Annotated in this window: 12 protein-coding genes; 8 read left to right on the top strand and 4 right to left on the bottom strand. The window is 71.1% G+C overall.

What is annotated here, in order from left to right; all coding sequences use genetic code 11:
* Positions 1-138 precede the first annotated feature (138 nt).
* The 4 genes from ACGFJ7_RS17525 to ACGFJ7_RS17510 all read left to right on the top strand — a co-directional run bounded on the left by ACGFJ7_RS17525 (position 139) and on the right by ACGFJ7_RS17510 (position 5,083).
* Entirely contained in the window at positions 139-1,653 is a 1,515-nt protein-coding gene (locus ACGFJ7_RS17525; protein ID WP_392642700.1) for a ricin-type beta-trefoil lectin domain protein, read from the top strand.
* A 130-nt stretch (positions 1,654-1,783) separates the two neighbouring features.
* Positions 1,784-3,490 carry a beta-1,3-glucanase family protein gene (locus ACGFJ7_RS17520; protein WP_360240663.1) on the top strand — a complete coding sequence of 569 codons (1,707 nt, stop codon included), beginning with the start codon at positions 1,784-1,786 and terminating at the stop codon, positions 3,488-3,490.
* A gap of 68 nt (positions 3,491-3,558) precedes the next feature.
* Positions 3,559-4,560, top strand: coding sequence for a hypothetical protein (locus ACGFJ7_RS17515; protein ID WP_392642699.1), 1,002 nt, complete (start codon positions 3,559-3,561; stop codon positions 4,558-4,560).
* Between the two features lie 10 nt (positions 4,561-4,570).
* On the top strand, positions 4,571-5,083 hold the full coding sequence (locus ACGFJ7_RS17510) for a DUF4240 domain-containing protein (RefSeq protein WP_360240657.1): 513 nt from the start codon (positions 4,571-4,573) through the stop codon (positions 5,081-5,083).
* A 556-nt stretch (positions 5,084-5,639) separates the two neighbouring features.
* Here the strand turns inward: ACGFJ7_RS17510 and ACGFJ7_RS17505 are convergent.
* Together ACGFJ7_RS17505 and ACGFJ7_RS17500 are read right to left on the bottom strand one after the other, a co-directional pair.
* Positions 5,640-7,775: a SulP family inorganic anion transporter gene (locus ACGFJ7_RS17505; RefSeq protein ID WP_392642698.1), complete on the bottom strand. Its 2,136-nt coding sequence runs from the start codon at positions 7,773-7,775 to the stop codon at positions 5,640-5,642.
* A gap of 89 nt (positions 7,776-7,864) precedes the next feature.
* Positions 7,865-8,941, bottom strand: coding sequence for an NAD-dependent epimerase/dehydratase family protein (locus tag ACGFJ7_RS17500; RefSeq protein ID WP_360240651.1), 1,077 nt, complete (start codon positions 8,939-8,941; stop codon positions 7,865-7,867).
* A gap of 166 nt (positions 8,942-9,107) precedes the next feature.
* On the opposite strand from ACGFJ7_RS17500, the gene ACGFJ7_RS17495 reads away from it, so the two are divergent.
* From ACGFJ7_RS17495 to ACGFJ7_RS17485, 3 genes are read left to right on the top strand one after another with little or no spacing between them, the layout of a single operon-like run.
* A complete protein-coding gene (locus tag ACGFJ7_RS17495) occupies positions 9,108-11,684 on the top strand; it encodes a carboxylate--amine ligase/circularly permuted type 2 ATP-grasp protein (RefSeq protein ID WP_360240648.1) in 2,577 nt (858 codons plus the stop codon).
* A 19-nt stretch (positions 11,685-11,703) separates the two neighbouring features.
* On the top strand, positions 11,704-13,476 hold the full coding sequence (locus ACGFJ7_RS17490; protein WP_360240645.1) for an N-acetylglutaminylglutamine amidotransferase: 1,773 nt from the start codon (positions 11,704-11,706) through the stop codon (positions 13,474-13,476).
* 20 nt (positions 13,477-13,496) lie between these two features.
* A complete protein-coding gene (locus ACGFJ7_RS17485; protein WP_360240643.1) occupies positions 13,497-15,257 on the top strand; it encodes a S9 family peptidase in 1,761 nt (586 codons plus the stop codon).
* Between the two features lie 42 nt (positions 15,258-15,299).
* Here ACGFJ7_RS17485 and ACGFJ7_RS17480 read toward each other — a convergent pair whose 3' ends face one another.
* Positions 15,300-16,346, bottom strand: coding sequence for a M48 family metallopeptidase (locus tag ACGFJ7_RS17480; protein ID WP_360240640.1), 1,047 nt, complete (start codon positions 16,344-16,346; stop codon positions 15,300-15,302).
* Positions 16,347-16,505: 159 nt separating this feature from the next.
* Here ACGFJ7_RS17480 and ACGFJ7_RS17475 point away from each other — a divergent pair, with 159 nt between their 5' ends.
* Positions 16,506-16,658: a hypothetical protein gene (locus ACGFJ7_RS17475; protein WP_360240637.1), complete on the top strand. Its 153-nt coding sequence runs from the start codon at positions 16,506-16,508 to the stop codon at positions 16,656-16,658.
* An 88-nt stretch (positions 16,659-16,746) separates the two neighbouring features.
* On the opposite strand, the gene ACGFJ7_RS17470 is transcribed toward ACGFJ7_RS17475, so the two are convergent.
* Positions 16,747-17,565: an SDR family oxidoreductase gene (locus ACGFJ7_RS17470; protein ID WP_360240634.1), complete on the bottom strand. Its 819-nt coding sequence runs from the start codon at positions 17,563-17,565 to the stop codon at positions 16,747-16,749.
* Between the last annotated feature and the right edge of the window lie 5 nt (positions 17,566-17,570).

Raw genomic sequence — 17,570 nt, 5'->3', positions numbered from 1 at the left:
CACGCCGGGGGCGAAGTCGGCGAGAGGAGGCGACGGAGGCCACGTGGTTCATACGGGCAGGTTTCTTCATTGTTTCTTGACAGCGTTGTCAGGCATCGACAGCCTCCGATTTAATCCCCACCCGAAAGGACACCCCCGATGCGTAAACGCTGGCTCGCCGTGGCCGCCTCGGCGATCACGCTGCTCACCCCCGTACCGGCCCAGGCCGCACCCCAGGCCGGACCCGGCGACAGCCCGGACCTGCCGCCGGGCATGGTCGCCGCGATGAAGCGGGATCTCCAGCTCGACGACGCCCAGATCGCCGCCCGCCTGCGCACGGAGGCGGCGGCGCCGGTCGTGCAGCGCCGGCTCCAGTCCCGGCTCGGCTCGGCCTTCGCGGGCGCCTGGATCCCGGCCGGGGCAACCCGGCTGACAGTCGCGGTGACCGATTCTTCCGCTTTTTCGGCGGTACGGGCGGAGGGCGCGACCCCGGCGCTCGTCACCCGCGGCGCCGCCGACCTCGCCGGCTCACGCGACGCTCTGAACCGGCACGCGCCGGCGGCCGCGGCCTCGTCGGTGCGCGGCTGGTACGTCGACACGACAGCGAACCGGGTCGTCGTGATGGCGGCGCCCGGCGCTTCCCCGGCCGCGGCGAAGTTCGCCGCCGACAGCGGTGCCGGCCCCGTCACGATCATCGAGGCCGAACAGCCGAAACCGCTCTACGACACCCGTGGCGGCGACCAGTACGTGATCAACGGCAACACCCTGTGCTCGGTCGGCTTCGCGGTCACCGGCGGCTTCGTCAGCGCCGGGCACTGCGGCGGCACGGGCAGCCCCACGCTCGGCTACAACAACGTCGCCCAGGGCACGTTCGCCGGCTCGTCCTTCCCGGGCAACGACTACTCCTGGATCCGGACGAACGGGAACTGGACGTCGCAGCCGTGGGTGAACAACTACTCCGGCGGCAACGTGACGGTGGCCGGCTCCCAGGAGGCGGCCACCGGCAGCTCGGTCTGCCGCTCGGGCCGGACGACCGGCTGGCGCTGCGGCACCATCCTCGGCCGGGACGAGACGATTGTGTACGCCCAGGGCGCCGTCTCCGGGCTGGCCCGCAGCAACGCGTGCGCCGAGCCGGGCGACTCCGGCGGCTCGTGGATCTCGGGCAACCAGGCCCAGGGCGTCACCTCGGGCGGCACGGGCAACTGCTCCAGCGGCGGCACGATGTGGTTCCAGCCGGTCAACGAGATTCTTTCGGTGTACGGCCTGACCCTGACGACCACCGGCGGCGGCTCCGGGTCGTCGCTGATCAGCAGCCTCAACAACAAGTGCCTGGACGTGCCGAACTCGAACTTCTCCGACGGCGTACCCGTGCAGATGTGGGGTTGCAACGGCACGGCGGCCCAGAAGTGGAACTTCGTGAACGGCACCCTCCAGACGTCGAACAACAAGTGCCTGGACGTGGCGTGGGGCTCGACGGCGAACGGCGCGGTCATCCAGATCGCCAACTGCAGCGGCAACGCGGCCCAGCAGTTCGTCCTGTCCGCCGCCGGTGACCTGGTCAACCCGCAGGCCAACAAGTGCGTGGACATCGACGCGTGGAACGCCGACGACGGCGCCCGGCTGATCCTCTGGGGCTGCACGGGCGGCGCCAACCAGAAGTGGCGTCGCGGGTAACCTCCTCCCGAAAAAAGGGCAGAAGACCCTTAACGGAACCATAAAGATCCTGGCCGTGCGGGCGGATCACGGCACCGCTTCCGAGGATGGGCTTCGTTCCCACCCGCCGACCCCGGAGGCAAAGCCGACGATGCGCCGCACGAGAACGTTGATCCTGACCACCGTCGCCGTGGTGGCGGCCACGGCGACGGCCTGGTTCGCCCTGCCCGCCTCGGCGGCCGCCCCCACGGCCTCGGTGCGGACGGTGTCCGACTGGGGCACCGGCTGGCAGAGCGAGGTGACCGTCGACAACACGGGGACGTCCGCCATGTCGGCGTGGAAGGTCGAGTTCGATCTACCGGCCGGCGCCACGATCGGCAGCTTCTGGGACGCTTCCCTGGCCTCCGCCGGAACCCACCACACCTTCACGAACCGCTCCTGGAACGCCGGCGTCCCGGTCGGCGCCAAGGTGACGTTCGGTTTCGTGGGCTCAGGCGGCAAGCCCTTCAACTGCAAGCTGAACGGCCTCCCGTGCGGCGGCGCCGCCACCGGCCCCACCGCCACCACCCCCGCCGCCACCGGCCCCAGCGCTACTGGCCCTGCCGTCACCGGCCCTGCCGCCACCGGCCCGGCTGCCACCGCCGCTACTCCTTCCGCGGAAAACCCGACAAATGCTGACTCGGCGGGTGGCAGCCCGGCGGTGGGCGCGGCGACCGGTGCGCCCGCCGTGCCCACCACGGGTGGAACGGCTGCTGTGCCTCCGGCGGGGAACCTGCTGCCGGTGACGGTGAGCAACAAGACCGGGCGCGGTGACTCCGTGTTCCTCTACGTCCTCGGGGTGAACCTGACCACGGGGAAGCTCGGCTACGTCGACAGCGCGGGTGCCTTCACCGCCTGGACCGGGGGAGGGGCCGTTCCGGCGCCGGCGCCGGATGTGGCCATCGCCGGGCCGGGCAACGGCGCCAGCACGACGATCAAGGTTCCGAAGAATCTGTCGGGGCGGCTGTACATGTCGTTCGGGCGGAAGCTCGACTTCCGGCTCACCACCGACGGGCTGGTCCAGCCGGCGCCGTGGGCCGGCGGCGACCCCAACCGCGACATCCTGTTCGACTGGAGCGAGTTCACCCTCGACGACTCCGGCCTGTGGCTGAACAGTTCCCAGGTGGACATGTTCGCCGTACCGCACATCGTCAGCGTCACCGGCGGCAGCGGCAAGGTCTCGTCCACCGGCGAGCTGAAGACCGGCGGCCGGCAGGCGGTGATCAACGCGGTCAAGGCGTCCCCCGACTTCGCCAAGAGCGTGGTCACCCGCGCCGACGGCACCGTCCTGCGCGTGCTCGCGCCCGGCAAGGCCGCCGACGCCGGCCTGATGAGCCCGAACTACCTGGACTCGTACATCTCGGGCGCTTGGGCGGCGTACGCGGGAAAGAACTTGACCGTGGTGCCCTTCACCGACCAGCCGTCGGTGCGCTTCACCGGCCGGACCAGTGGCAACGTCATGAACTTCACCGACAGCTCGGGCAAGACGGTCGCCTCGTTCACCAAGCCGTCGACGGCGAACGTGTGGGGTTGCGACGGCGCCCTGGCCGCCCCGAACGACCAGGTCGTGGGCCCGATCGCCCGGACCCTGTGCGCGGCGCTCACCCGTACCACGCTGGGCCGTCTCGACACCCAGCCCAGCGGTACGGCGGCCGACTTCTACCAGGGCGCTCCGGCCAACCTGTACGCCAAGGTGATCCACCAGAACATGGTCGACGGCAAGGCCTACGCGTTCGCCTTCGACGACGTGCAGAACCAGGAGTCCCTGGTCCACGACGGCGACCCGCGCCAGGCGGCCATCACCCTGACCCCGTTCTGAGACGTGCGTCACTGAATTAGGTACAGTCACCGTCCTACTCGCTAGTAACCAGGGACGGGGACCGCGCCATGACCGACAAGCAGACGCCGCCGCCGGCCACCCCGGCGGCGGCCGGCGCGCCCACCCCGGCCCCGTCTGCGCCCCGGCCCGTGGCACCCACCTCGGCCCCGTCTGCGCCCCGGCCCGTGGCACCCGCCCCGGCCCCGTCTGCGGCCCCGTCCGTGGCGTCGGCTCCGGGTGCGTCCGCGGGGGTGGGCGCGCGGACTCCCGATTCCTCCGTTGCCGGCGGGCCGGACTCGGGCGCCTCTGCGGCCGGCGTGCGGGACTGGTGGGCGGCGGTCAGCGGTGCCGCGCGGGAGGCCGGGCGCCGGTGGGCGTCCACATCGTTCGCGCAGGGGGCGGCACGGCTGTGGGCCCACCCGCCACGCTGGATCATCCCGGCCGTGTCGGTCGCCGTCGTGCTGGTGGCGGTCCTCGCCGGCTACCAGGTGCTCGGCGGCGCCGGCAGTGGCGGGACGCCGCCCGCCGCGTGGAACAGCCCCTCGATCGCGCCTTCCGCCTCCGCGCCCCTCGCGCCGCGGCCCAGCGCCGCCCCGGTGAAGCGGGCGGACGACCTCGCCCAGGTCTGCGAGGGCGTCTTCTACCCGAAGTCCCCCCGCTACACCGGCCGCGCACCCCACCAGATCAGCATCGGCGTCACCGACTCCCTCACCGGCCCGCATCGCCGGATCCGGGCCGCGCTCGACATCCCGTACAGCCTGGCCAAGCCCCTCCGCGACGCCTGGCTGCCCAGCGACCCCGCGAAGTCCCAGCTGGTCGCCTGCGTGACCCTGACCAAGAGCGGCACCCCGATCAGGAAATGCGACACCCACCAGCTGGCCCGGGGCGTCTACACCCTTTCCCTGTACGAGGTGGCCACCGGCCGCCGCCTCCTGAAGAAGCAGCTGTACGGCGACGCCACCACCTGCCCCAACGCCGTACCCGTCGGCACCGCCCCCACGATCGCCAGCACCGTCTCCGACAAGGTTCTCTACCAGCAGCTGAAGAACTTTGTCGTAGCCTCCCGCTAACGTGCCGCCCGTGAACATCGACGCCGAAGAGACCCGTTTCTGGCAACTGCTCGAGTCGGCCTGGGCGGCGTGCGGCCCCGACGCCGCCCGCGCCCGCCAGGCTCTCCTCACCCGAGCCACCCCCGCCGACGACTACGCCCTCCTCGCGTGGCTCGACGAGTTCCTGGCTCACTTGCGCTCGCTGAGCGCCGGCTTCTCAAGCGCGGAACTCGCCGCCCTCGACCGTGTGGCCGAGCGCCTGATGTTCCGCATCGACCGTGAGGAGATCCACGAGCACACCGACGGCTCCGACGACGGCTTCCTCTACTGCCGGGGCTTCATCCTCGCCGCCGGCCGCGACTTCTACGAGGCCGTCGACGCCGACCCCACGAAGGCGATCGTGGACGCCGAGTGCGAGTCGATGCCGTACTTCTTCGCCCACCTGCACAACGAACGCTTCGGCGACTTCCCCGACACCGGCTCCGGCATCTCCCGCGAGTCCGCGTCCAACCCCGACGGCTGGCAGTCCAGCCGAGCGTCATGACCGCCCGGCAGACCGATACGCCGATCAGCCGCCGCGCGGCGTAGAAGAAGCGGCCTCGCCTCTGCGGCGGGACTTCGCCTCTGCGGCGGGACTTCGCCTCTGCGGCGGGACTTCGCCTCTGCGGCGGGACTTCGCCTCTGCGGCGGGACTTCGCCTCCGCCGTCGCAGGCTTTCGTGCCGCCGTCAGTGGCGCGGGCACTTGAGTGCCGGGGCACGTTCCGGCGCTGCGAGAACGAGCTGCACCGGCGGCATTAGGAGCTGGTGGGTGCCTGGCCGGAGTTCGGCTCGGGGCGTTCCGTCAGGCGGCCGACAAGTCGCTGATCCCCGACGCGGACGCGGAGCGGTTTTGGGAGGGGAGGAGTACTCCGACTCGGCCCTGCCCGAACGCGGAAGGCCCCAGGGTGGGACCCTCCGCGCCGCGGGCTCACTTGGCGGTGGTGACCGGACGGGCCTTCCGCATCGGCGGGGTCACCTCGCGAGTCCTCCCCGTCGGCGGGTCACGTCGCGTGTCGCGGGGGTTCGGTATGACGGGTGCGGGGCCCTTTCGCCCGTGGGGTCAGCTTGCGGCGGGTAGCGGGACCGGTGGTGGCAGTGGGGTGCGGGTGCCGTTGGACTCGTCGACTGTGTACATGCGGGCCTCGGCCAAGTTGAAGTAGAGGCCGGTCAAGGTCAGGCGGCCGGCGGCCTCGGCCTCGCGGACCACCGGGTAGGTGCGCAGGTTGGCCAGCTGCTGGGCGACGTTCGCGGTGACGCAGCCTTCCTCGTCGCCGCAGTCGGTGAAGTCGACGCCGGACTGGCTGAGCCAGCGGCCCAAGGGGCGGTCGGGGGTGTAGCCGCCGGTCATCAGCGCGCGGACGGCGCCGCAGCCGGAATGGCCGCAGACTGTGATCGTGCTGACCCGCAGCACCTCCACCGCGAACTCGATGGACGCCCCCACCGACGAATCCCCCGTGCCGTACTGAGGCACGATATTTCCGACATTGCGGACGCAGAACAGGTCGCCCGGACCGCTGGTGGTGATCAGGTTGGGGACCAGCCGGGAGTCGGCGCACGTGATGAACAGCTGTTCCGGAGCCTGGCCGTCGCGGGCCAGGCCGGCCAGGTGCGGGCGTACGAGCGGGGCCACGCTGCGCTCGAACTCCTGGATGCCGGCGGCCATGGCGTCGCGCTTCTGGCGGTCCAGGTTCTGCCACTGCGACCACGATCCGAAGCGCCGCGGCGTCGTCTTCCCGGCGCCCAGCCGGCCGCTTGTGGCCCGGTGGAACCAACCGTCGTGGGTTTCTCTGACCGTGACGGTTCCGCCTGCTTTCTCGTACGCCTCCCGCCAGTCGTCGATGACCTGGAACGCGCCGTGGTCCAGGTAGTCCAGGTGCAGTTCCACCGCCACCGACCGGCCGGCGGGGATCGCCGCCAGCGCCCGCGCCACCCGGCCCGAGCCGACGAAGGCCAGCGTGCCGGTGATCGTGACGACCGTTTCGCCGGGGCCGGGCTCGGCCGTCCGGATGTCGCACCGCGCGACCCGCCACAACATCACGACGACGGCGGCGGCCAGGCCCAGCGCCACCCCGGTCAGCAGGTCGGTCGCGACCACGCCGACCGCGGTGATCAGGTAGGTCGGGAGCTCGCGATGGCGTACATAAATTTTGATCTGGGCCAGACTGATCAGCCGAAGCCCGACCACGACCAGCACGGCGGCCAGCGCGGCCATCGGGATCTTCTCGAGCAGGCCGGCCAGCAGGAGCACGCAGCCGGCGACCCACACGCCGTGCAGGATGGCCGAGGCGCGGGTGCGGGCGCCGGCGCCGACGTTCGTCGAGCTGCGGACGATGACGCCGGTGATCGGCAGCCCGCCGAGCAGGCCGGAGACGGTGTTGCCGGCGCCCTGGGCGACCAGTTCCCGGTTGAGGTCGGCCCGCGGACCGTCGTGCATGCGGTCGACGGCCACGGCCGAGAGCAGGGATTCGACGCTGGCGACCAGGGCGATGGTCAGCACGGCCAGGGCGATCTCGCCGGCTCCGGCGTCGGGCCAGCGTGGAACCACCAGCTCGGACAGCGGGTTCTCGGGCAGGTCGACCCGCTGCACGTCGGCGCCGATCAGCGCCGACACCACGGTGGTGACGACGACCGCGACCAGGGCGGCGGGCAGCAGTGACGTGCGGACCAGGCGCGGCCAGAGCAGCAGCAGGCCGATGGTGAGCAGGCCGAGCAGCACCGAGACGCCGTGTATCCCCAGGATCTGGGCGGGCAGCTCCCGCAGGTTGTGCCACGCGTCGCTCTGCGGCGCCCCGCCGAGGACCACGTGGATCTGGCTGAGCGCGATGACCAGCCCGATGCCGGCGAGCATGCCGTGCACCACGGCCGGCGACAGGGCCAGGGCGGCACGTCCGAGACGGGCCAGGCCCAGCAGCACCTGTACGCCTCCGGCCAGCGCCACGATGGTGGCGGTGGCCGCGAACCCGTAGTTCGCGATGGTGCCCGCGACGATCACGGTGAGCCCGGCGGCGGGCCCGCTGACCTGCAACGGCGCCCCACCGAGGGCCCCCACGACGACCCCGCCGACCACGGCGGCCACCAGCCCGGCGAGCAGAGGAGCCCCAGAGGCCGCGGCGATACCGAGAGACAGCGGGATTGCGATCAGAAAGACCACGATCGACGCCGGCACGTCATGACGGATTACCTTCAAGACGGACATGCCGGAAATGTACCGAGCGTCGGTTAACCGTCCGTTACGGCACGAGCACCTACAGGTAAGCCACAGGCAATTGCCCGGCTCCACTCAGCTCACGCGGTGGGCTTCCAGACGTCCTGGTTGGCCTCGTACATCTCGCGGAGGATGGCGGGGACGTCGTAGGTGAGCTTCCAGTCCGGGTAGTGCTGTTCGAAACGGGCCGTGCTGCTGATCCACCACTGGTGGTCGCCGGTGCGGGCCTGGTCGACGTAGTCGGTCTTCGCCTCCAGGCCGGTGATCTCGGAGGCGATCTGGAAGGCCTCGATGTGGCTGCAGTTCGAGAAGCGGCCGCCGCCCATGTTGTAGACCTCGGCCACCCGCGGGGCCTTGTGGAACGCCTCGAACGCCGTGACCAGGTCGTGGGAGTGGATGGCGTCGCGGACCATCTTCCCCTTGTAGCCGTAGATGTGGTACGTCCGCTGCTCCATGACGCAGCGCATCACGTACGCCAGGAAGCCGTGCAGTTCGGCCGCCGAGTGGCCGGGGCCGGTCAGCGTGCCGCCGCGGAAGATGGCGGTCGGCATGTCGAAGTAGCGGCCGTACTCCTGGACCATGACGTCGGCCGCGACCTTCGACGCGCCGAAGACCGAGTGCAGGGTCTGGTCGATCGACATCTCTTCGGTGATGCCGTCGTAGAACTCGTGACCGGCCGGGAGCTCGTAACGGGAGGCTTCCTCGACCAGCGGCAGGCGGTTGGGGGTGTCCCCGTACACCTTGTTGGTCGAGGTGAAGATGAACGAGGCGTTCGGCGCGTGCTGGCGTACGGCCTCGAGCATGTTCAGGGTGCCGCCGGCGTTGACGTCGAAGTCGGTGAACGGCTCCTTGGCGGCCCAGTCGTGGCTCGGCTGGGCGGCCGCGTGGATCACCAGGCCGACGCTCTTGCCGTAGCGGGCCAGCAGGGCGGCGATGCCGTCCCGGTCGCGGATGTCGATGTTGTGGTGCGTGTAGCGCTCGCCGACCTCTTTGACCAGGCGGTCGAGGTTCCACCGGGTGGAGCCGTCGGTGCCGAAGAAGTACTGCCGCATGTCGTTGTCGATGCCGACCACGTCCATGCCGAGACCGGCGAAGTGCCGGACGGACTCGGAGCCGATCAGGCCGGCGGAGCCGGTCACCACGACGACATTGCTCATCAAAACCTCCCGGTGTGAGAACGGGGCCGAGGTTACAGGTGTGCGCATCACCGAGGGCCACCGCCCGGGGGGATGTTCGGCGCGAGCTGGAAATGGGCACGGAACAGGATCGGCACATGTGATGGCGAGGCTCGGGGTCAAGTCGGGCTAGGAACAAGGCGGTCTCATGACAGAATCTCTGAGCGTCACGGCGAGCGAGGCACACCGCTCTCAGGAGCTCACCCTCGGTGTCGAGGAGGAGCTGCACGTCGTCGACCTGGTCACCCGGGAGCTGGTGCCGCGGGCGCAGGAGGTGCTCGACCAGCTCGACCCGTCGAAGTTCTCGGCCGAGCTGCATCGCTCCGTGGTCGAGACGAACACCCCGGTCAGCGACACTCTGGACGATCTGCGCGAGGGCATCGCGGGCCGCCGGCGGGAGGCGATCACGGTCGCCGAGTCGCTCGGGCTGGGCCTGGTCGCCGCGGGAACGGTCCCGCTGGTCGACCTGGAGTCACTGCCCGTGACGCCGACGTCGCGCTACCGGCGGATGCTGGACGACTATCAGCTGCTGGCCCGGGAGCAGCTGATCTGCGGTGCGCAGGTGCACGTGGGCGTGCCCGACCGGGACGAGGCGGTAGCCGTCGCCCAGCGGGTCACCTCGGCGCTGCCCACGCTGCTCGCGTTGTCGGCCAGTTCGCCGTACTGGATGGGTGAGGACTCGGGTTATGCCAGCGTGCGCTCGCTGGTGTGGCTGCGCTGGCCGACCGCCGGCGACCCCGGCGTGCTGAACTCGGCCGCCGAGCACGACCAGCTGGTGGCCGACCTGATCGCCTCGGGCACCATCACCGACCCCAAGATGGTGTACTTCGACGTCCGCCCGTCGGCGCACGTGCCGACCGTGGAGCTGCGCGTCACCGACTCCAGCCCGGACGTGGACACCGTCGTGCTGCTGGCCGGGTTGTTCCGGGCGCTGGTGCTGCGCGCCCGCGAGGACTACCGCGCCGGCCATCCCGTGAAGCGAGTACAGCCGCCACTGCACCGGGCCGCCATGTGGCGGTCCGCCCGCTCCGGGCTGGAGGGCGACCTGCTCGACCTGCGCCGCGGGCCGGAGCCGGTTCCGGCCGCGCTCGCGGTGGAGCGGCTGGTCGGCGAGCTGCGCCCGGAGCTGGAGCGGCTGGGCGACTGGGAGCAGGTCTTCGACCTGTCGGTGCGGGCGCTCAGCCGGGGCAGCTCGGCCACCCGTCAGCGCCGGGCCATGACCAGGCGCGGGCGGATCTCCGACGTGGTCGACCTGCTGGTGGCCGACACGCGGGGCGGGGCCACGGGCATCGGCCCGGTGGGCCAGTCGGTTCCGGCGGGGCTCTTCCCGTACGCGCGTACCGGTGACGAGGCTTTCGCCAGTGGCGAGCCCACACCGGCGTACGCGGGAGTGGTGAATGTTCTGAAAGCTCTCGGCTCGGCCGGTCTGCGCCGCCGGGAGGACGCGCGCGACGACGAGCAGCGCCAGCGGGGCATCACGTTCAGCGTGGCCGGCGAGGCGGCGACCCGGCTGTTCCCGTTCGACCTGGTGCCGCGGATCGTGCCGGCCGAGGACTGGAGCGCCCTGCGCGGCGGCCTGGTCCAGCGGGTGCGTGCCCTCGACCTTTTCATTCAGGACGTGTACGGGGACCGGGAAGTGGTCCGCGACGGTGTCGTGCCCGAGTGGGTGATCGACGGGTCGCCGGAGCTGCGGCCCAGCGGCGCCCTGGTCGCCCACGCGGGGGTGCGGGCCCAGGTGGCCGGCGTCGACCTGGTCCGGAACGAGACCGGCGAGTGGTGCGTGCTGGAGGACAACCTGCGGGTGCCGTCCGGCATCGCGTACGCCATGCAGAACCGCCGTCTCACCCACAGCGTGCTCCCGGAGCTGCCCGAGCCGTCCGGCCTGATCTCGGTCGAGGACACCCCGGCGCTGCTCAAACGGGCGCTGATCGAGTCGGCCCGCCCGGCCGCGGGCGACGACCCCAAGGTCGTGGTGCTGAGCCAGGGCCCGGACGACTCGGCCTGGTTCGAGCACCGGATGCTGGCCGAGGAGATGGGCGTGCCGGTGGTGCGCAGCACGGAGCTGTTCGTGGACGAGGGCGTCGTCTACCGGATGCGCGACGGCAAGCGGCGCCGGGTCGACGTCATCTACCTGCGGATGGGCGAGGACAGCCTGGTGCACTCGCCGGGCGCGGACGGGATGCCGCTCGGGCCGAGCCTGATCACGGCGCTGCACGCGGACACCGTGGTGCTGGCCAACGCGCTCGGCAACGGCATCGGCGACGACAAGGCCGTGTACGCGTACGTGCCCAAGCTGATCGAGTACTACCTGGGCGAGAAGCCGCTGCTGGCCGACGTGCCGACCTATCTGTGCGGCATCCCGGAGCAGCGGGCCGAGGTCCTGGACCGGCTCGATCAGCTGGTCTGCAAGCCGGTGGACGGCTACGGCGGCGACCGCATCGTGATCGGTCCCCATGCGAAAGCGGAGGATCTGGCGGCCGTACGGCGTCAGATCCGCACCGCCCCGCACCGATGGGTGGCCCAGGAGGTCGTGCAGCTCTCGACGCACCCGGTCTTCGACGGCCACCAGCTCGCCCCGCGCCACGTCGACCTGCGCGCCTTCATCTTCACCGGCCGCGAGTCGGTGGTCGCCCCGGCCGCGCTGACCCGGGTGGCGCCCGCGGGCAGCATGATCGTCAATTCCTCGCGCGGCGGCGGCTCCAAGGACACGTGGCTGCTCAGCTAAACGACAGGGGAGGTTCTGTATGTGTGGGATCGCCGGTGAACTCCGGTACGACGGCCGGGCGGCCGAGGTGGAAGCCGTCCGGCGGATGTTGCCGTGCCTGGAGTCGCGCGGTCCGGACGGCGAGGGACTGTGGGCCCGGGGGCCGGTGGCGTTCGGCCATCGCCGCCTGAAGATCATCGACCTGTCCGAGGCCGGTGCCCAGCCGATGACCGACGAGGACCTGGGCCTGACCCTGGTCTTCAACGGCTGCGTCTACAACTACCGGCAGCTCCGTGAGGAGCTGCGCGGACACGGCTACAAGTTCTTCTCCACCTCGGACACCGAGGTGATCATCAAGGCGTACCACCGCTGGGGCGCCGACTGTGTGACCCGCTTCCTCGGCATGTTCGCCTTCGCGATCGTCGAGCACGACTCGGGGACCGTGACGCTGGCCCGCGACCGGCTCGGGATCAAGCCGCTCTACCTGGCCGAGAAGCCGGGCCGGGTGCGCTTCGCGTCGACGTTGCCGGCGCTGCTGGCCGCGGGCGACGTCGACACGTCGATCGACAAGGTCGCGCTCCAGCACTACATGACGTTCCACTCGGTGGTGCCGGCCCCCCGGACCATTGTCGCGGGGGTACGGAAACTCCCGCCGGCCACCGTGCGCGTCATCCGCGCCGACGGGTCGTCGACCGACCGGGTGTACTGGGAGGCGTCGCACACGCGGCTGTCCGGCATCACCGACGGCGAGTGGCCGGAGCTGATCCACGAGAAGCTCAAGGTGGCGGTGGAGCGCCGGATGGTGGCCGACGTGCCGGTCGGCGTGCTGCTCTCGGGCGGCATCGACTCCAGCTACATCGTGGCCCTGCTGGCCGAGCAGGGTCAGCGCGGCCTGACCACGTTCAGCATCGGGTTCGAGGCGGCGGGCGGCGAGACCGGCGACGAGTTCGCCTACTCCGACATCATCGCCAAGCAGTTCGACACCGAGCACCACCAGATCCGCATCGGCCGGGACAGGTTCCTGCCCGCTGTCGACCGGACCGTGGCGGCGATGGCCGAGCCGATGGTGAGCCACGACTGCGTCGCGTTCAACCTGCTCAGCGAAGATGTGTCGAAACACGTCAAAGTCGTACAATCGGGGCAGGGCGCGGACGAGATCCTGGCCGGCTACAGCTGGTATCCGCCACTCGCGGACGTGCCCCTCGAGCGGGCCGTCGACGCGTACGCCAAGGAATTCTTCGATCGTCCCCACAGCCGCCTGGCCCAGCAGCTCAACCCGGACTGGCTGATCGGCGAGGACGTGAGCCGCGAGTTCGTGGCGGCGAGTTTCGGGCGGCCCGGAGCCGAGACGGCGGTCGACGCGGCGTTGCGGCTCGACTCTCAGGTGATGCTGGTCGACGATCCGGTCAAACGGGTCGACAACATGACTATGGCGTGGGGGCTGGAAGCTCGCGTACCGTTCCTCGACCACGAGTTGGTCGAGCTGGCCGCGGCCTGCCCGCCCGGACTGAAACTGGCGCACGGGGGCAAGGGGGTGCTCAAGGAGGCGGCCCGCGGGGTCGTGCCCGACGAGGTGATCGACCGGACAAAGGGATACTTCCCGGTACCGGGCATCCGGCACCTCGAGGGAGCGATGCTGGAGAAGGTCCGCGACGCGCTCACCGCGCCGGCTGCCCGGGAGCGGGCGTTGTTCCGCCAGGACTACGTCGACTCCCTGCTGGCCGACCCGAACACCCCGCGTACGACGCTCGGCGCGAACCAGCTGTGGCAGCTCGCATTGCTGGAGATGTGGCTGCAGGACAAGGGAATCTAGCCATTCGAGGGAGGAACCGTATGACCGGTCAGCTCAACCGTGTCGACGTCACTGTGCTGCCCGTAGGGTTTTCCCCCCTCACGAAACCGTTCCCCTCGGAAGTCTCCGGAAGCTGGTCACCCACGCTGTCGCCGGACGGGCGGCACTGCGCGTACGTCTCGGACCGCGGCGGCCGCCCGCAGGTGTGGGTCCAGCCGGTCGGCAGCGACCTGGCGTTCCTCGTCGACACCGGCGAGGCGCCGGTCGCGGCGGTCCAGTGGTCGACCGGCGGCGGCTGGCTGGCCTGCTCGGTCGCGCCCGGCGGGGCGCCCCGGCACGAGGTGTGGCTGGTCCGGCCGGACGGCTCCCAGCTGCACCAGGTGGCCGGCTTCGGGGCGGACACGGCGGACAACATGCGCTGGCTGCCGGGGCGGTCGCTGCTGGCGCTCACCGAGAACCTGACCACCGCCCTGCTGATCGACCCGGTCACCGGCGACCGGACGGTCGTCGGCACGGGCGAGCTGATCTCGCTCCTCGACGTCGCCGAGGGTCGCGCGCTGCTGCGGGTCGGCCCGCGCGGCAGCCGGCACATCGCGGTCCGCGACCTGGCCACCGGCGTCGACTCCTACGTGACGGCGGGGGAGCAGGCGGTCTTCGGGCCGGACGGCACGACGATCTACGCGCGCAGCGAGACCGGCGAGTTCCCGGTGCTGATCCGGGTCGTCGACGGCTCGGTCGAGGTGGTCGCCACCTCCGAGAACGCCGAGGCGGAGTCGTTCACGATCACCGCCGACGGCGGCCGCGCGGCGGTGCTGTGGAACGTCCGAGGCGGCGAGTCCGAGGTCTCGTTGGTTAATTTGTCGGAAATATCGTGGCAGCGGCTGGCTCCGCTGCCCGGCTCCGTGGTCAGCGGGCTCGCCTGGAGCCACGACGGGTCGGCGCTCGCCTTCACCGCGGAGGGGCCCGGCCAGCCGCACGGGGTGTGGGTCTTCAACGGCACCGGCGTGGTGCCGGTCTCGGCCGAGCCCGCCGAGCCGGGCGCCGTACGGCCCACCCTGGAGACCTTCCCGGCCCACGACGGCCTGACGCTGACCGGCTGGCTGTTCCGCCCGGCCGGCCCGGGGCCGCATCCCACAGTCCTGTGGTTCCACGGCGGTCCCGAAGCCCAGGAGCGGCCCGGACACGGGCCGCTCTTCCAGTCGCTGGCCGCGCGCGGCATCGCGGTCTTCGCGCCCAACGTGCGCGGCTCGTCCGGGTTCGGGCGCAGCTTCGTCAACGCCGACAACCTCGGGCTTCGCCACGACGCGATTGCGGACGTACGCACGTGCGCGTCCTACCTGCTCGACAACGGCATCGCCTCGCGCCTGGGGATCATGGGCCGTTCGTACGGCGGCTATCTGACCCTGGCCGCGCTGGTGACGTTCCCCGACCTGTTCGACGCCGGCATCGACGTGTGCGGCATGTCGAACTTCGCCACCTTCTACGAACACACCGAGCCGTGGATCGCCGCGGCCGCCGTCAGCAAGTACGGCGACCCGGTGACCGACCGCGACCTGCTGGCCGACCTGTCGCCGATCACCCGGATCGACCGGCTGCGCACCCCGCTGATGGTCGTGCACGGCGAGAACGACAGCAACGTCCCCCTCATCGAGGCGGAGCAGGTCGTGGCCGCGCTGGCCGCCCGGGGCGTACCCCACAAGTTCCTGCTCTTCCCCGACGAGGGCCATGAGCTGCTGCACCGCTCGTCCCGGGCCGACTACCTGCGCGAGACGGTCGACTGGCTTCTTCAGCACCTGGCGTGAGATTCCGGGCGGCGCGGCCTCGATTCCGCGCCGCCCGGAAGATCAGTTGTTGCTGTTGTCGCTGCCCCGGGCCCAGCCGCGTGCGCCGCGAGCGGCCGAGCCGACCAGGTCGGCGGCCCCGCCCGCGGCCTTGCGGGCGAAGCTGACGAGCGGATCGCTGGAGTCGCGGAAGCTGTCCCGGTAACTGGCCGCGGCGGCCTTGACGTCGGCGGTCACCGAGGCGTCCCGGTCGTCGTCGCGGCGCGGGTAGTCGCCACCCAGGATGCGCGCGTAGTCCCCCGAGTCGACCCACTTCTGCAGCTCGGCGGCCCGGGCCACCGGCACCGGCTCGGAGCTGAACGCGGTCATGCCGATCTTGTGGATGCTGTCCCGCAGGTCGCCGCCCCCTTCGTACTCGGCAGCCTGGGCCAGGAACGCCGCGGTGTCGATCTGCGACAGGTCGCCGCCACCGGCCTGCTTCATGAACAGCCGCAGCGACGCCCCCGGATCCTGCGCCGCCAGCAGCGCCGCCCGGTCGGCCGACAGCTCCGCCTTGCGCCACCACTCGTACATGGCCGCGATGATCGCCCGCAGGGCGAGGGCACCCACCGGCAGCCAGCTCACGCTGGTCACCCACCGGGTCAGCACGGTCATGATGGTCTGGTAGACGGCGTGCCCGCTGCGCACGTGCCCGATCTCACGCCCGAGCAGCGTCCTCAGCTCGTCATCGTCGAGCTTCTCCACGGCGGCCGTGCTGATCACGACGAACGGCCGGTCCATCCCGATCGCCTTGCTCGTGATGACCGGTGACTGGCTGACGTACACCTCGGGCAGCTCCGCCACGTCGAGCGAAGCGGCCGCCTCCCCGAAGAGCCGGTGCACCCGCGGGTACTGCCCCTGCCCGACCCGGATGGCCCCGGCCAGATACGACAGGCGGAACCCGCGCTCGTTCCACATGCCGAACAGCCCACGAACCACGTCGTCGAAGCCCCGAAGCTCCCGAAGAGCCGTCAGAGCCCCCCGATCGGCCGGATGCTCCCAGGCCCGCGAACTGATCCCCGTCAGCACCACCCGGCTACGGCTGGGCAGATTGTCGTCGTCGATGGTCATCGTGACCCTCTCTCTCCGTGATCGTGTTCGAGAGTCCCGCACCACCCCCACCGCGCACATCCGCTCAGAGCCGGAAACCCCTCACGCCCACTACGACTTTCGGCCGACGCCCGGCCCGCCCAGCGGTACCGTCTTCAGCACACCGCTCGCGGAGGCTCCGTGACTGCCGCGATCGACGCCGGCCAGGCACGAAAGCCCCTGCTTCCGCTGATCGAACGGGTGAACGCGGATCACACGCCCGTCGAGATCCGATCGCCGGCCAACGCCAAACGGCTGGCGGAGAGCGTCGAGCAGTGGCGGGCTGGTCGCTGACATCACACGAGACCCAGAAGGCCAAGGAATCGGCAAACCGGAAATCCTGCGGAACGACCTCGATACCACTACTAGTAGACGGCCCTGGTCAGGGCTTGTTCCTGTGCAGGAGGGCGGCCAGGGGTGTTGCGGGGTGGCCGGTCAGGGTGGGGATGTCCGAGGTGATCTCGGCCAGCTCGCCGGCCGCGATCGCGGTGTACGTGCTGACCCAGGCGTCGAGCTGCCAGTCGGGGGCGTTGTATTTGCGCCTCGACTCGTAGGCCTCTTCCAGGGTCTCGTTGTGGAAGCGGGCCGGGTGGCCGGCGGCGGTCAGGGCGGCGGCGGCCTCGGACATGGTCAGGGCCTCGGGGCCGGTCAGGGTGTAGGTGCGGCCGGCGTGCGGGGCCGGGTCGCGCAGGACCGCCGCGGCGGCGTCGGCGATGTCGTCCTGGGCCACGAAGGCGGCGCGGCCGTCGGCGGCCGGGCCGCGGATGACGCCGTCGTCGCCGACCATGAACGGGAGGAAGTCGGCGTAGAGGCTGTCGCGCAGGAAGGTGAAGGGCAGGCCGCTGGCCCGGATGTGCTGCTCGGTGGCCCAGTGGTCGCGGGCCAGGGTGAAGGTCGCGGTGGGCGAGGCCCCGGCGAACGAGATGTACACGAGATGGCCGATGCCGGCCGCAGCCGCGGCGTCGACGAAGCTGGTGTGCTCGGCGACGCGGTCGGGGGCCTCGGCGGCCGACACCATCAGGACCGTGCCGGCGCCGGTCAGCGCCCGCCGAACGGCGTCGCCGTCGTCGTAGGTGGCGACCGCCACCTCGTAGCCGGCCGGCGCCCGGGAAGCGTCCCGGACCAGCAGGCGCGGGGAAGCGTCCAGGCGTTGCAGAATTCGTCCACCAAGGCGCCCGGTCGCGCCCGTCACCACGATCATGAGGC

Origin of the sequence: Actinoplanes sp. NPDC048988 (assembly GCF_043197815.1) — a bacterium.
Classification (GTDB): Bacteria; Actinomycetota; Actinomycetes; order Mycobacteriales; family Micromonosporaceae; genus Actinoplanes.
The sequence above is the reverse complement of the archived record's forward strand: the minus strand, read 5'-3'. Positions and strand labels throughout refer to the sequence as shown.